The sequence below is a fragment of the Glaciimonas sp. GG7 genome (genome assembly GCF_052976905.1).
This window is the reverse complement of the sequence record NZ_JBRIIQ010000111.1, coordinates 1-12,921: the sequence shown is the minus strand read 5'-3', so window position 1 is coordinate 12,921 and position 12,921 is coordinate 1. Positions and strand designations below refer to the sequence as shown.

Below are 12,921 nucleotides of genomic sequence, written 5' to 3'. Positions count from 1 at the left end.
GGCAGTCGGTGATAGCTTCTCTAAGCGCCCGGTTCATCGAGCACGAATCGATGATCAAAGTGCACGCGGCAATCCGCTCACGCTCAAGCCGGACATGGCGTCATTGGCGACCGGCTCGGTCAACTTTCCAACGATGGTCTACGAAAATGCCCCCGCATTGGTCATCGAATTGGCGACCCGTATGCAACAAAATGCGGTCGTGCCGGAAATCGAAATTTTCGACCTGTCACACATCTACGGCACCAAACGCTTAGTCGAGAGGGGCTTGTTAAGCGACCATCCGCACGTACAGTTCGTCATGGGTATTAAAAACGCGATGCCGGTAGAAGAACATTTGCTCGACATCATGCTCGCCGAACTCAAACGCGTACTGCCCAAAGCCACCTGGACCGCTGCCGGAATCGGGCGCTTCCAAACCGACGTGATCGACTGGGTATTGCAACGCAATGGCGACGCTGTGCGTACCGGGCTGGAAGACAATATCCGGATTAATCAAGACCGGCTTGCCAGCAGTAATGCTGAGTTGGTTGGAATTGCGGTTGAGCGCTGCGCACAATTTAATGCGCGGCCTGCGACGCCAGCGGAAGCGCGGGCTATGTTGGGATTGCCGGCTTAGTTTTCTGCTTGTTGCTTGCGAATATAAAAAAGCCACCGGATGGTTATCGAGTGGCTTTTTTGCATCTGTAAGTACGACTAAGAACTCAAATATTGATTTCTTCCGGTGAGTGTTCTTTAAGCCAGTCGACAAGCGCCGCATCCATGCGCGTTTGCCAACCTTTGCCGGTAGCACGAAACCGATCAACCGTCGTTGGCGTCATGCGAATAGTGACGCTTTCCTTGGTCACTTCGGCTAAGGGGCGACCACGGCGAATTAGTTTTTTCCCTTGATATAAATCGGCTTGCGCAACCCATTCATCAGTGATTTCGGGCGCGTCGTCGGGATCAGTCCAGACCGTTGCGGATTGTGGTAATTTTGCGTTCATTTGCTTTCCTCATTGAAATAATGCGACGACCTTTGTCGCCAGGAGTCCATACGACCATGACGATTCTTTCTTTGAGCCATCCCATCGTTTGGAAGCGTGGCTCCGGATAGTCTGCTCAGGTGTCTTCTACAGTGAGATGTTTACCTTTAAACACATCACCACAGTCGGCAAAATCAAGGCCGCGCTCTTCGAGGGTTTTGTTGCGTTTCAGGATGTTAAATGTTATCTCCATTCGATTAATTGTACGTACGGCTAATTGATTAATCAAGATGTATTTTGTACGTACATTAAAAATCATACCCAGTACCGTTGAATGTAGCGGTTTTGTGCTCGGGATCCGCTATTGCGCACCACAATGAGAGGTTCTGCATAACAACCGATCGGAGTAAACTTACGTCCTTTTAAATCGTAAAAGAGGCAATTGTGAAAGTCGTCATGCGTTGGTTAGAAGGCTTTGTGCCGGGTCCTGTGCCGGTCAGTCAGCTGGAGCGCCTGCGAGCTTGTTGCGGTGCCATGATAGGAATTTTGCTCACCGGTCTGGTAACCCGTTGGACGCTGGGCGCATCCGCACCGTTGCCAATGCTGGTCGCCCCAATGGGGGCCTCTGCTGTGTTGTTGTTTGCATTGCCGGCCAGTCCGCTGGCACAGCCGTGGTCCATCATTGGCGGCAATCTGGTGTCGGCTGCCGTGGGCGTTACTTGCGCCATGTTGATAGATGATCCGATTCTGGCAGCTGCGTTAGCCGTTGCGATTGCTATCGGTGCCATGCTCGCATTGCGTTGTTTGCATCCGCCAAGCGGGGCTGTTGCGATCACTGCGGTTCTTGGCGGCCCGATCATTCACGCGGAAGGCTATCGTTTTTTGCTCGCACCTATCGGTATCAATTCTTTGCTGCTGTTGGCGGTAGCCTTGCTTTTTAATAACCTTACCCGTCATCGCTATCCGCATTCGGCGCGGCAGGCAAATAACAATACCCATCGTACGCAAGACCAGGCGCCAAGTGATCGACTGGGATTCACGCCTGCTGATCTGGATGTGGTGCTTAAAAATTACAACGAAGTTCTCGATGTCAGCCGTGATGATCTGGAGACGCTGCTGCTGCAAACAGAAATGCAGGCGTATCGACGACGTTTGGGTGAAATTTCTTGCGCCGACATTATGTCGCGCGATGTGATGACGGTGGAGTTTGGCACCGACTTGCAACAGGCATGGCAACTGCTGCATCAACACAATATCAAAGCACTGCCGGTGCTGGACCGCGCCAGACGGGTCATTGGCATCGTCACATTGCTCGATTTTATGCGTCACGCCGAGCTCGACGCTTACGATAATTTCGATTCCAAATTACGCCAGTTCCTGCGTCCGGTTCTGCGCAGTCATTCTGAGAAACCGGAAGTGGTCGGGCAAATCATGACCAAGACCGTACGTACTGCCAAGGACAGTATGCATATCGTCGAATTGGTGCCTTTAATGTCGGAATACGGCCTGCACCATATTCCGATTGTCAACGATGAACGGCGACTGGTCGGCATCGTTAGCAATACGGATCTGGTGGTTGGTCTGTATCGTGGGCGACTGGCTGATGCGGGGGGAGTGTCGTAGACGTTCAGGATTGTGGTTATCCAATATTAGTAGAACTTACGCAAACTGCCCCAGTGGCGTTACGCCCGCCTAACCGTCCTTGCAGGACGCAGTTGTGCTGGTAGGTACAATCCGTTGCACAGGCGAACTGCATGCAGTTCGAATTCTCTACGACACCGATCGTACTGGCATCAAAGGTCAGACTTGCTGGGATGGTTTTGCGTACGTCCTAATAAGAATCGTATTTCTCTATATGATGAGCGCTAACTTATTTTGGAGAAATGCAATGTCTGCTGTCAACCCTGTGGAACTTGGTCTCGGGCCGCACGCTACGTCAGCCAAAGGAAGTTCGGCTTCCATTGCGATTCTTGCCATCGCTGCGTTCGTTATCGTTACTACGGAATTCCTTATTGTCGGTCTCTTACCTGCACTGGCAAGAGACCTGTCCATCTCTGTGGCGAGGGCAGGCCAATTGGTGACCCTGTTCGCGGTGGTCGTCATGCTCTGTGGACCGTTCTTGACGGCCTGGCTTGCCAATATGGATCGCAAACGACTATTTATTGCGATCCTGGTGTTGTTCGCCGCCTCCAATGGCTTGGCTGCTGTTGCTTCGCATTTTTGGGTGCTGGCTGTGGCGCGTTTGCTGCCAGCTCTGGCGCTTCCGGTGTTTTGGGGGACGGCTAGCGAAACGGCAAGTCAGATCGCTGGTCCCGGTAAGGGCGGCCGGGCGGTGTCTCAGGTGTACCTTGGCATCTCTGCGGCGATGTTGTTTGGTATTCCTCTCGGCACACTTGCATCTGATGCGATTGGCTGGCGTGGCGCGTTTGCGCTGCTGGCGGGATTGTCGTTGGTGATTGCGATTCTGATGTATTTCATCATGCCCAACGTGCACGGAGATAAGTCTGTGCGTATGGCTGATCAGGCGAAGATCCTCAAAAGCCGGTTCTTCGTCGCCAATGTGGTCTTGTCAATTCTGGTCTTCACTGCGATGTTTACGGGCTACACCTATCTGGCTGAAATGCTGGAGAAATCCGCCGGTATCGCATCGGGGCTGGTGGGCTGGTGGCTAATGGGCTTCGGTGCGGTCGGCCTGTTTGGAAACTGGCTTGGCGGCCAGTGGGCGGACAAGAAGCCGCTCGCGACGACGGCGATTTTCAGTGTCGTGCTCGCTCTGGGTATGGTCGCTAGCACGGCGTTTGCCGGTATAGGTATCAGTTTTGCCATCGCACTGGGTATATGGGGTATCGCTAACACCGCCTTGTATCCAATTTGCCAGATCCGCGTGATGAAGGCGGCATCCGGAGCGCAGGCATTAGCCGGTACGATCAATGTTTCTGCTGCAAACGGCGGGATTGCTTTGGGCGCAGTGCTTGGTGGCCTGAGTATCTCCGCTTGGGGTGTCGGTAATGTCGGTTACGTTTCGGGTGCCATCGCAGTACTTGCGGCCTTAGTCGTGCCGTGGGTTGCGAAGTTGTCTCCGGCTTCCAGGTAAACCACGCATTGACGCCTAGCTAATGAGCCTGGCAATACCAAAAGCCGCCGCAGCGGCCAGACTGCCCACCAGCAAAGTCTGCAAGCCCGATTTCAACCCGCCAGTGCCGGTGATACTGCCTTTCAGATAGCCGAATATATATAGCGCCAGCAGTGTCACCACGGTCGATAGCATGAGCGCGCTTTCGGTGGTTTTTAGAAATATATAAGGGGAGAGCGGAATCATGCCGCCGACCAGATACGAGAGGGCGATGGTGAGTGCGCTTTTTCTGGCAGCGGCCGGATGCGGTTCTTCCAGTCCGAGTTCGAAGCGCATCATGAAATCGCGCCATGCCAGTGGGGTGCGTTCCAGACCGGCCAGCATCGGTTCGCATTCCTGTTTGGTGACGCCATATTGGGCCATGATATCGATGACTTCTTTGCGTTCCCGATGTGGCACCGTCAAAATTTCCTGCTCTTCGCGATCGCGCTCGGCGAAATAATGCTGACGTTGAGTGCGTGCGGCCAGATAGCCCCCTAAACCCATGGCGATGGAACCGGCGGCTATTTCTGCGACTCCAGCGGTGACGATGATGTTGATCGCAACCGCTGCGCCGCTGATCCCTGCGGCGAGTGCAAATGGGACTGTGAGGCCATCGGCCATGCCGATGACGACATCGCGGACGGTGTCGCTGGCTTCGAAATGGTGTTCGGTATGGGGCGTATGCATGGGGATTAAATACCTTTTTCCGGGAGTGGCGTTTTAGTTTTGTATTCGCACAGGTCGGCGATAGTGCAGTTCCAGCACAGCGGCTTGCGGGCGATGCAGGTGTAGCGACCATGCAGTATCAACCAGTGATGCGCATCTTGTTGAAATTCTTTCGGGACGAATTTCATCAGTTTAGTTTCGACCACAACGACGTCTTTGCCGGGGGCAATGCCGGTCCGGTTGGAGACGCGGAAAATATGCGTGTCTACCGCGATGGTGGGTACGCCGAATGCGGTGTTAAGCACGACGTTGGCGGTCTTGCGCCCGACTCCGGGTAATGCTTCTAACTCCTCACGGGTACGCGGGACTTCTCCCTTGTGCAGCGTGATGAGTAGACGGCAGGTTTCGATGGTGTTTTTGGCTTTGGTACGAAACAGGCCAATGGTCTGGATGTAAGGGATCAGGCCGTCTACGCCGAGAGCGAAGATTTTTTCGGGCGTATTGGCGACCGGATATAACTTGCGCGTGGCTTTGTTGACGCCAACATCGGTGGCTTGGGCTGAGAGCAGGACCGCAATCAGTAATTCAAATGGCGTGGTGTAGGCCAACTCGGTTGTCGGGTGTGGCATCGCTGTGCGGAAACGGGTAAATATTTCCAGACGTTTTTCTGCATTCATAGCGTGTCCTTGGTTTGCGTGGCACGCAGGTCTTGTTCTGTTTGCTGTTCTTTTTTAAGGCGTGCTCGTTCGATGGCGGCTTGAATGATGGCCTTTTTGCGGTCTTGTTCGACTTTCTGTTCCGGACTGGCGGCGCTTTCTGTGGCAATGACTTTTAATTTTTCTGCGGCCTTGGCGGCCAGACGGTCATCATTTTCGCGCTTTTCCCGGATTAAGCGCGCAGCTCTCAGATCATGCCGTTGGCGCGCATCGTCGGCTTGTTGTTGGGTCCATGCATCCCAACCGGTTGTGGACTCGGTGACATTGACCATGCTGATGCAATCGACCGGGCAGGGCGCAACACATAGATCGCAGCCGGTGCATAAATCGGCGATAACGGTATGCATTTGCTTGGCCGCACCGAGGATGGCGTCGACCGGGCAGGCCTGGATACATAAAGTGCATCCAATGCAGGCAGCCTCATCGATGACCGCACGCGGACGTGGGCGCTCGGCACCATTGACGGGATTAAGGGGAATGACCGGTACATCTAATAGTTGCGCTAGCCGGACGATGCCTTGCTGGCCGCCGGGCGGACATTGATTGATCCGGGCGCTACCGTCGGCGATAGCCTCGGCGTAGGGGCGGCAGCCTGAATAACCACATTTGGTGCATTGAGTTTGCGGTAGCAGCGCTTCAATACGGTCGGCAAGAGAGGGGAGATTTTGATTGGACACAGCAGTTGGCAACAACATAAATGACTATTATCGGTGTAAATCAACGGTGCACCAAAGGGAAAAAGCCACTCTGTTGGAAAGAGTGGCTTTTAGGCGGAATAGACAACAAGTCTAAGCGTTTGCCTTAATAAACGCCGTAATCTTCGGCGCAATCAATTCACGCCAGCGACGTCCGGAGAAAATCCCGTAATGCCCACACTTTTCAGCAGTGAAATGCTGCTTTTTATCTTCTGGAATAGAGGCGCATAAATCATGTGCAACTTTAGTCTGGCCCGGGCCGGAAATGTCATCGAGCTCACCTTCGATGGTGAAGAGTGCGACGTTTTTGATATCTTGCGGCTTGACTAGCTTGCCGCCTATTTCCCACGTACCCAGCGGCAGACTGAAATCCTGAAATACGGTTTTGATAGTTTCCAGATAGTAGTCAACTGGCATATCTAAGACGGCATTGTATTCATCGTAAAACTTGCGATGGTTTTCAGCTGACTCGTTATCGCCTTCACGCAAGTGCATGTAAAAATCCCAATGACTTTGGGCGTGACGATTCGGATTCATTGATACAAATCCAGCATGTTGCAAAAAGCCGGGATAGACCCTGCGACCTGCACCGGGATAGTTTGATGGGACGGTATAGATGACGGTGTTTTCAAACCAGCTAAACGGCTTTTTAGTGGCAAGATCGTTGACGTCGGTGGGTGAAATCCGTGCATCAATCGGGCCACCCATCATGGTCATGCTCTTAGGCAGTTTTGGATCGTTGTCGGACGCCATGAGCGAAATGGCGGCCAACACCGGTACGGTCGGCTGACATACCGAAATGACGTGCAGATTCGGCCCAAGCAGACGGATGAAGTCCTGGATGTAGTAGATGTAATCGTGTAAATGGAACGCCCCTTCAGTCTCGGGCACCATGCGGGCGTCGGTCCAGTCGGTGATGTAGACATCATGGTCAGGTAGCAGCACGGTAACGGTATCGCGCAGCAGAGTGGAGTGATGGCCAGAAAGTGGTGCCGCTAGCAGTACTGTTGGCTGTTTTAGCGCCGCGAACGCTTTATCGCTGAGATTCTTTTTGAAATGTAGCAAACGGCAGAACGGTTTTGTTACCGCTACTTCTTCAATGATGTCGACTGTTTTGTCGTGAATGACAGTGCTGGTAATGTCGAAATTCGGTTTTTCATAATCTTTGCCGATCCGATAAATCAGTTCGTAACCGGCGGCGATGCGCTGAGCGAAAGGCGCGTGGGCCAGTGGCGAGACGGGATTCGTAAACAGTTTGGCGCTTGTCTCTGCAAATTGCACCAGAGGCGTGAGTAAAGAACGGCTGAATTCGTGCATGTGATAGAGCATACAAACCTCTTAGATGAATCTGTGCTGAGAAGGTGGAAGCGACTATGCTGCGTTGCAGCAAGGCTGGTATTTTAACTTATTTTATATTTTTAATTATTGTCTTTGATTTGTCTTAACACGAGTTGTTTAAGAACTTTCTTAAGTCAAACGTATGTTTATTACTCATTCACAAATTGCGCAACAATTTTGTGAAATTATTCTAACTTGCCGACCAGGCATGACCCCCGCAGGTCGTTCACTACTTCAGTATTACTTCAGCAAATCCGTCGACATCACCGCCTTTAAATAAGTCGTCGTCACATCGCCACGGGTGCGCTGCGTTATCCACCACGCGCTTCCTTTTCGAATAGGCCATTCTTTTTGCTCTCCGGCAATCAGCCTCGCGGCCACCTGACCCAAGGTCGGTTGATGACCGATGATGAGCATCGGTTCGCGTGCATCCGGCCAGTGCGCTGCTGCCAATAGCTGTTCTGGCGTACAACTTGGACCGAGATCGGCGTGGATTTTGAACTTGCGGCCTAAGGCTTCGGCTGTTTGGATCGTGCGTCTGGCAGGGCTGCAAAGTATTTTGCAGCTGTTGGGTAAGTTGCTATCGAGCCACTCCGCCATTTTCCATGCCTGTTTGTGACCTTTAGCGGTCAACGCGCGGCCTTCATCGGCTTGACCTGGCGCTACAATTTCGGCCTCTGCGTGTCGCCACAGAATGAGATCCATATTACTTTTCTTTCAATAAATGAGACTTTTTCGGATTAACTGGATTCTGACGATGTTCCTAACAGACCCATTAAATACTGCTGTGCACTAAACGCTGCCCGTCGTGGTCCCGGTGTACATTTGTGCCAATTACCGTCTGACGACAGTTCCCATGCATTGGTGTTGTCTTTCAGATAGGGCGTCAAACCTTCGCTGATGACACGTTTTTTGAGCGCCTTGTCCACTACCGGAAAGGCGACTTCGACACGTCGGAAAAGATTGCGATTCATCCAGTCGGCGCTGGCGAGCCAGACATCGTGCTGTAAATTATTACGAAAGTAATAAATCCGCGTATGTTCAAGAAAGCGCCCGATGATCGAACGCACCGTAATGTTGGCTGATAGTCCCGGCACGCCCGGACGTAAGGCGCAAGCCCCGCGAATAATGAGCTCGATCTTGACGCCATCGTTGGAGGCTGCGTACAGCGCTTTAATCACCGATTCGTCGAGCAGCGCGTTCATCTTGGCGACGATCCGCGCTGGCCGTCCCTGACGGGCGATCTCAGCCTCATTGCGTATCGCCCGAATCAACTCTTTTTGCAATGCAAAGGGGGCGAGCCATAAATAATCCATCTTTTTCGGCTTGGTCAGGCTGGTCAGGTGAATGAAGACTTCGTTGACCTCCATTGCCAGTTTTTGATTGGCGGTGAGTAGCCCGAAATCGGTGTATAGCTTGGTGGTGTTGGGATGATAGTTGCCGGTACCCAAGTGGGCGTAAAAGCATAGTTCTGCTGCGCCATCCTTGGCCGCAGTCACTGACTCGCGGCGGATCACCAGCGCGAGTTTGGCGTGCGTTTTAAGTCCCACCACCCCGTAGACCACATGTGCGCCTGCGCGCTCCAACCGGTCGGCCCAATTAATATTGGCCTCTTCATCAAAACGCGCCATTAATTCGACGACGACAGTGACTTCCTTGCCGAGTTGTGCGGCCAGAATTAAGGACTCAATGAGGGCCGAATTCATTCCAGCCCGGTAAATCGTCTGCCGGATAGCGACAACTAAGGGATCATTTGCCGCACTACGGATAAATTCGATGACCGGGTCGAACGACTGAAACGGATGGTGCAGCAAGATATCTTTTTTCTTGAGCAGCGTAAAAATGTCATCCGACAATAGATAGGGCGGGTGACCCGGTGTAAAGGGTGCAAAACGCAGACCGGGTAGCGTGATCTGGTCAATCATTTCGGACAATCTGAACAGATTGACCGGACCGTTGACGGCGTACAGGCGATTCGGGGCGATGGCAAATTGATTGAGTAAAAACTGCGACAAATGCGGTGGGCAGTTTTGCGCCACTTCCAACCGTACCGCTACACCGAACTGTCGACTTTGCAATTCGCTTTTTAATGCCTGGCGCAGATTTTTTACTTCTTCTTCATCGACCCACAACTCGCTATTGCGTGTGACCCGAAATTGCGAATACGACAGGATCTGGCGTCCGCTAAACAGATCGCCAATATGCGCGTGAATGATGGAGGACAACAGGCAGAACGACATCCCATTTGGTGAAACCTCATCGGGTAATCGAATGACGCGTGGCAATACGCGCGGGGCTTTGAGAATGGCAATCGTGGTTTCGCGCCCGAAAGCGTCTTTGCCTGCCATTTCAACAATGAAATTTAAACTTTTGTTAAGTACTTGCGGAAACGGATGGGCCGGGTCTAAACCGATGGGCGTGAGCAGGGGACGGATTTCTCGTTCGAAATAGGATTTCACCCATGCGCGCTGGGCCTCATTGCGGTCTTTTTGACGTAATAAATGGACGCCATTTGCCGATAGTTGCGGTAACACATCCTTATTCAGAATCGCATATTGGTGCGCAACAATGTCGTGGCATTCGGTACTGGTGAGCTTGAGCGCTTCTGTCAGCGCTGGCGGATCGGCGATATCGCCAGGGCTGGGCCCGGTACTGCCATCGATATGACTACTTGCCAGCAGACTGGCGATGCGCACTTCAAAAAACTCATCCAGATTGTTGCTGACGATACAGAGATAGCGCAGACGCTCGAGGAGTGGGATGTGGCGCAGCTCAGCTTGTGCCAGTACCCGTCGGTTAAACGCCAGCAGCGACAGTTCGCGATTCAGATAGGCGGGATTACTGCCGATATTTGCCATCGTGACGATGGGGCCTGCTGTGCTGACAATGACGTCTGTCCTGGCTCTTATATTCATAATCTGACGATGAATGGAAATAATTTTGCAGGGAGTATATGTAGCCAATATGACATTTTGATGATCAAAACGGAAGTCATTTGCCATTATTAGGCGATGTATTTGTGCATTATGTTGCGCTGCGTGGGCTGTCACAAACATGTCATAAATGTTCGTTAGAGTTCGGCCTGTCTTAGCGGATGTTGTGTAGTGAACAAATATAGTGCAGTTCACGACACTCTCTGAGAGGCTTTTACAGCTTTTAAATTCAATTCAGTGATTATCGTAAATTCAAGTAAACAAGGGAGTAACGCATGCGTCTTAAACCACTTTTTACATCCATCGTCTTAGTGTTGGGTGCAACATTCTCAGTTTCATCGGTGATGGCAGCGGAAATCACCGGAGCTGGGGCATCGTTTCCTTATCCTATTTACGCAAAATGGGCGGAGTCTTACAAAGCAGCAACGGGTAACAGCCTGAATTATCAATCGATCGGTTCGGGCGGCGGTATCAAACAAATTAAAGCCAAGACTGTCGATTTCGGCGCGTCCGACATGCCGTTGAAGGCAGAAGACTTAGCCGCTGACAGCCTGATGCAATTCCCTGCCATCATGGGCGGCGTGGTGCCGGTTGTGAATCTGGAAGGGATTGCACCGGGTCAATTAAAACTGACCGGCGCGGTACTGGCTGATATCTATCTGGGCAAAGTCGCAAAATGGAATGCGCCAGAAATCGCAGCCTTGAACCCTGGCGTCAAATTACCAGCAACCGATATTACGGTCGTCTACCGTGCTGATGGTTCAGGTACATCGTTCGTGTTCACTAGTTATTTGTCAAAAACCAGCCCCGGCTTCAAAACCGACGTTGGCGCAGGTACATCGGTTAAATGGCCGGTCGGTGTCGGTGGCAAAGGTAACGAAGGCGTCGCTGCCAATGTGCAGAAAATCAAAGGATCGATTGGATACGTTGAATACGCTTACGCTAAAAAGAACAAACTTCAACATACCCAATTGAAGAATCGTGACGGCGGTTTTGTACAGCCAGATGACGAGACTTTCAAGGCCGCAGCAGCAGGAGCCGACTGGGCCAAAACGCCGGGCTTTGCGGTTGACTTCACTGATGCTGCCGGTAAAAACAGCTGGCCTATCACCAGCGCTTCTTTCATCTTGATGCACAAGTCACAAGCTGATGCCGCCAAGGGTAAAGAAGTCCTGAAGTTCTTTGACTGGGCTTACAAAAATGGTGGTGCAGCGGCAACTGAACTGGACTACGTCGCTATTCCTGCGTCGGTCGTCAAACTGGTGACTGAGGCCTGGAAAACAGAAGTAAAAGATACAGCTGGCAAGCCAGTCTGGTAATGTGATTGGCAAAAAGTTAAGTTGACGTCATCAACAGGCGTCATAAACTAAGTCTAAGAAATAACAGGCAGGCCCTCATTTTAGAGGGCTTGCCTGTCACCATGTTTAACATGACCGCTGGTTGTCAGCGTAAAAAACAGCACACTGCATCGGATAATAGCTACTAATGAGTGCACACATTCCCGTTATGGCACAACCAATATCACTTCAATCCCACAGCGACCAAAGCGATCAAAGCATTGTAGATGCTGGCTTATCGCAGCAAGCACTGCTCGCCACGATGCGCAAACAGCGTATCCAGGATTTCTTCTTTCATAAAATCACGCTGGCGTTTTCACTCATCGTGTTGTTTGTCTTGCTGGGGATTATCGTCTCGCTGGCAATCGGCGCATGGCCGGTATTTCACGAATTCGGACTGTCCTTTATCACCCGGGTTGAGTGGGACCCGGTGAATGATCAATACGGCGCGATGATCGCCATTGTCGGCACGCTGGTGACGTCGTTGATCGCGCTCGTGATTGCGTTTCCCATCAGTTTTGGCATAGCGTTATTTTTGACTGAAATTTGCCCGTCAAAACTGCGCCAGCCCTTAGGCACCGCAGTCGAACTACTGGCCGGCGTGCCCAGTATTATTTACGGTATCTGGGGCCTGTTTGTTTTTGCGCCCCTGTTTGCCGAATATGTTCAACCTTTGCTGGCCGATACCTTGGGCCAGATTCCGGGAATCGGAATTTTATTTTCCGGTCCACGTATGGGGATCGGTATTTTGACTGCCGGATTGATATTAGCAATCATGATCATTCCCTTTATCGCCTCCGTTATGCGCGATGTCTTTGAAGTCGTCCCTGCAGTTTTAAAAGAGTCCGCTTACGGCCTCGGTTGCACACGCTGGGAAGTGGTGCGTAAAGTGGTGCTGCCGTATGCCAAAACCGGCGTAGTCGGCGGTGTCATGCTGGGCCTCGGTCGGGCCTTGGGTGAGACCATGGCGGTGACGTTTGTGATCGGTAACTCACATCGTTTGTCATGGTCCCTGTTCGGTGCCGGTAACAGTATTGCATCGACGCTGGCCAACGAGATTGCCGAAGCGTCTTCAACCTTGCATGTCTCAGCCTTGTTCGCCCTCGGTCTGATTTTGTTTGTGATTACTTTTTTGGTGCTGTCAGCGGCTAAGTTGATG

At 51.9% G+C, this 12,921-nt stretch carries 14 protein-coding genes; 5 read left to right on the top strand and 9 right to left on the bottom strand.

The window, feature by feature from the left end; genetic code table 11:
• A partial coding sequence (locus ACVBEF_RS18295; RefSeq protein ID WP_447125354.1) for a 3-keto-5-aminohexanoate cleavage protein occupies positions 1-616 on the top strand: 616 nt, incomplete at its 5' end.
• An 85-nt stretch (positions 617-701) separates the two neighbouring features.
• Here the strand turns inward: ACVBEF_RS18295 and ACVBEF_RS18290 are convergent.
• The 3 genes from ACVBEF_RS18290 to ACVBEF_RS18280 are packed head-to-tail and all read right to left on the bottom strand — an operon-like array spanning position 702 to position 1,251.
• On the bottom strand, positions 702-983 hold the full coding sequence (locus ACVBEF_RS18290) for a BrnA antitoxin family protein (protein ID WP_447125353.1): 282 nt from the start codon (positions 981-983) through the stop codon (positions 702-704).
• Positions 943-1,041 carry a hypothetical protein gene (locus tag ACVBEF_RS18285; RefSeq protein ID WP_447125352.1) on the bottom strand — a complete coding sequence of 33 codons (99 nt, stop codon included), beginning with the start codon at positions 1,039-1,041 and terminating at the stop codon, positions 943-945. The genes ACVBEF_RS18290 and ACVBEF_RS18285 overlap by 41 nt, the downstream gene beginning before the upstream one ends.
• 57 nt (positions 1,042-1,098) lie before the next feature.
• Entirely contained in the window at positions 1,099-1,251 is a 153-nt protein-coding gene (locus ACVBEF_RS18280; protein ID WP_447125351.1) for a hypothetical protein, read from the bottom strand.
• Positions 1,252-1,406: 155 nt separating this feature from the next.
• On the opposite strand from ACVBEF_RS18280, the gene ACVBEF_RS18275 reads away from it, so the two are divergent.
• Together ACVBEF_RS18275 and ACVBEF_RS18270 are read left to right on the top strand one after the other, a co-directional pair.
• Complete coding sequence (locus ACVBEF_RS18275) at positions 1,407-2,585, top strand: HPP family protein (protein ID WP_447125350.1); 1,179 nt, start codon at positions 1,407-1,409, stop codon at positions 2,583-2,585.
• A gap of 265 nt (positions 2,586-2,850) precedes the next feature.
• A complete protein-coding gene (locus tag ACVBEF_RS18270) occupies positions 2,851-4,056 on the top strand; it encodes an MFS transporter (protein WP_447125349.1) in 1,206 nt (401 codons plus the stop codon).
• Between the two features lie 15 nt (positions 4,057-4,071).
• Here the strand turns inward: ACVBEF_RS18270 and ACVBEF_RS18265 are convergent, their stop codons facing one another.
• From ACVBEF_RS18265 to ppk1, 6 genes are all read right to left on the bottom strand, one after another.
• A complete protein-coding gene (locus tag ACVBEF_RS18265; RefSeq protein WP_447125348.1) occupies positions 4,072-4,764 on the bottom strand; it encodes a VIT1/CCC1 transporter family protein in 693 nt (230 codons plus the stop codon).
• Between the two features lie 5 nt (positions 4,765-4,769).
• Positions 4,770-5,420: an endonuclease III gene (gene nth / locus ACVBEF_RS18260; protein WP_447125347.1), complete on the bottom strand. Its 651-nt coding sequence runs from the start codon at positions 5,418-5,420 to the stop codon at positions 4,770-4,772.
• Positions 5,417-6,154 carry an electron transport complex subunit RsxB gene (gene rsxB, locus ACVBEF_RS18255; RefSeq protein ID WP_447125346.1) on the bottom strand — a complete coding sequence of 246 codons (738 nt, stop codon included), beginning with the start codon at positions 6,152-6,154 and terminating at the stop codon, positions 5,417-5,419. The genes nth and rsxB overlap by 4 nt, the downstream gene beginning before the upstream one ends.
• A 93-nt stretch (positions 6,155-6,247) precedes the next feature.
• A complete protein-coding gene (locus ACVBEF_RS18250; RefSeq protein ID WP_447125345.1) occupies positions 6,248-7,483 on the bottom strand; it encodes a polyhydroxyalkanoate depolymerase in 1,236 nt (411 codons plus the stop codon).
• A 249-nt stretch (positions 7,484-7,732) separates the two neighbouring features.
• Positions 7,733-8,197: a SixA phosphatase family protein gene (locus tag ACVBEF_RS18245; protein ID WP_447125344.1), complete on the bottom strand. Its 465-nt coding sequence runs from the start codon at positions 8,195-8,197 to the stop codon at positions 7,733-7,735.
• A 35-nt stretch (positions 8,198-8,232) separates the two neighbouring features.
• Positions 8,233-10,350, bottom strand: a complete 2,118-nt coding sequence (gene ppk1, locus ACVBEF_RS18240) for a polyphosphate kinase 1 (RefSeq protein ID WP_447125356.1) — start codon at positions 10,348-10,350, stop codon at positions 8,233-8,235.
• A gap of 350 nt (positions 10,351-10,700) precedes the next feature.
• On the opposite strand from ppk1, the gene pstS reads away from it, so the two are divergent.
• Together pstS and pstC are read left to right on the top strand one after the other, a co-directional pair.
• Positions 10,701-11,744 (top strand): phosphate ABC transporter substrate-binding protein PstS, encoded by a 1,044-nt coding sequence (gene pstS, locus ACVBEF_RS18235; RefSeq protein ID WP_447125343.1) that lies wholly within the window; start codon positions 10,701-10,703, stop codon positions 11,742-11,744.
• A gap of 280 nt (positions 11,745-12,024) precedes the next feature.
• On the top strand, positions 12,025-12,921 hold an 897-nt coding region (gene pstC, locus ACVBEF_RS18230; RefSeq protein ID WP_447125355.1), incomplete at its 3' end, for a phosphate ABC transporter permease subunit PstC.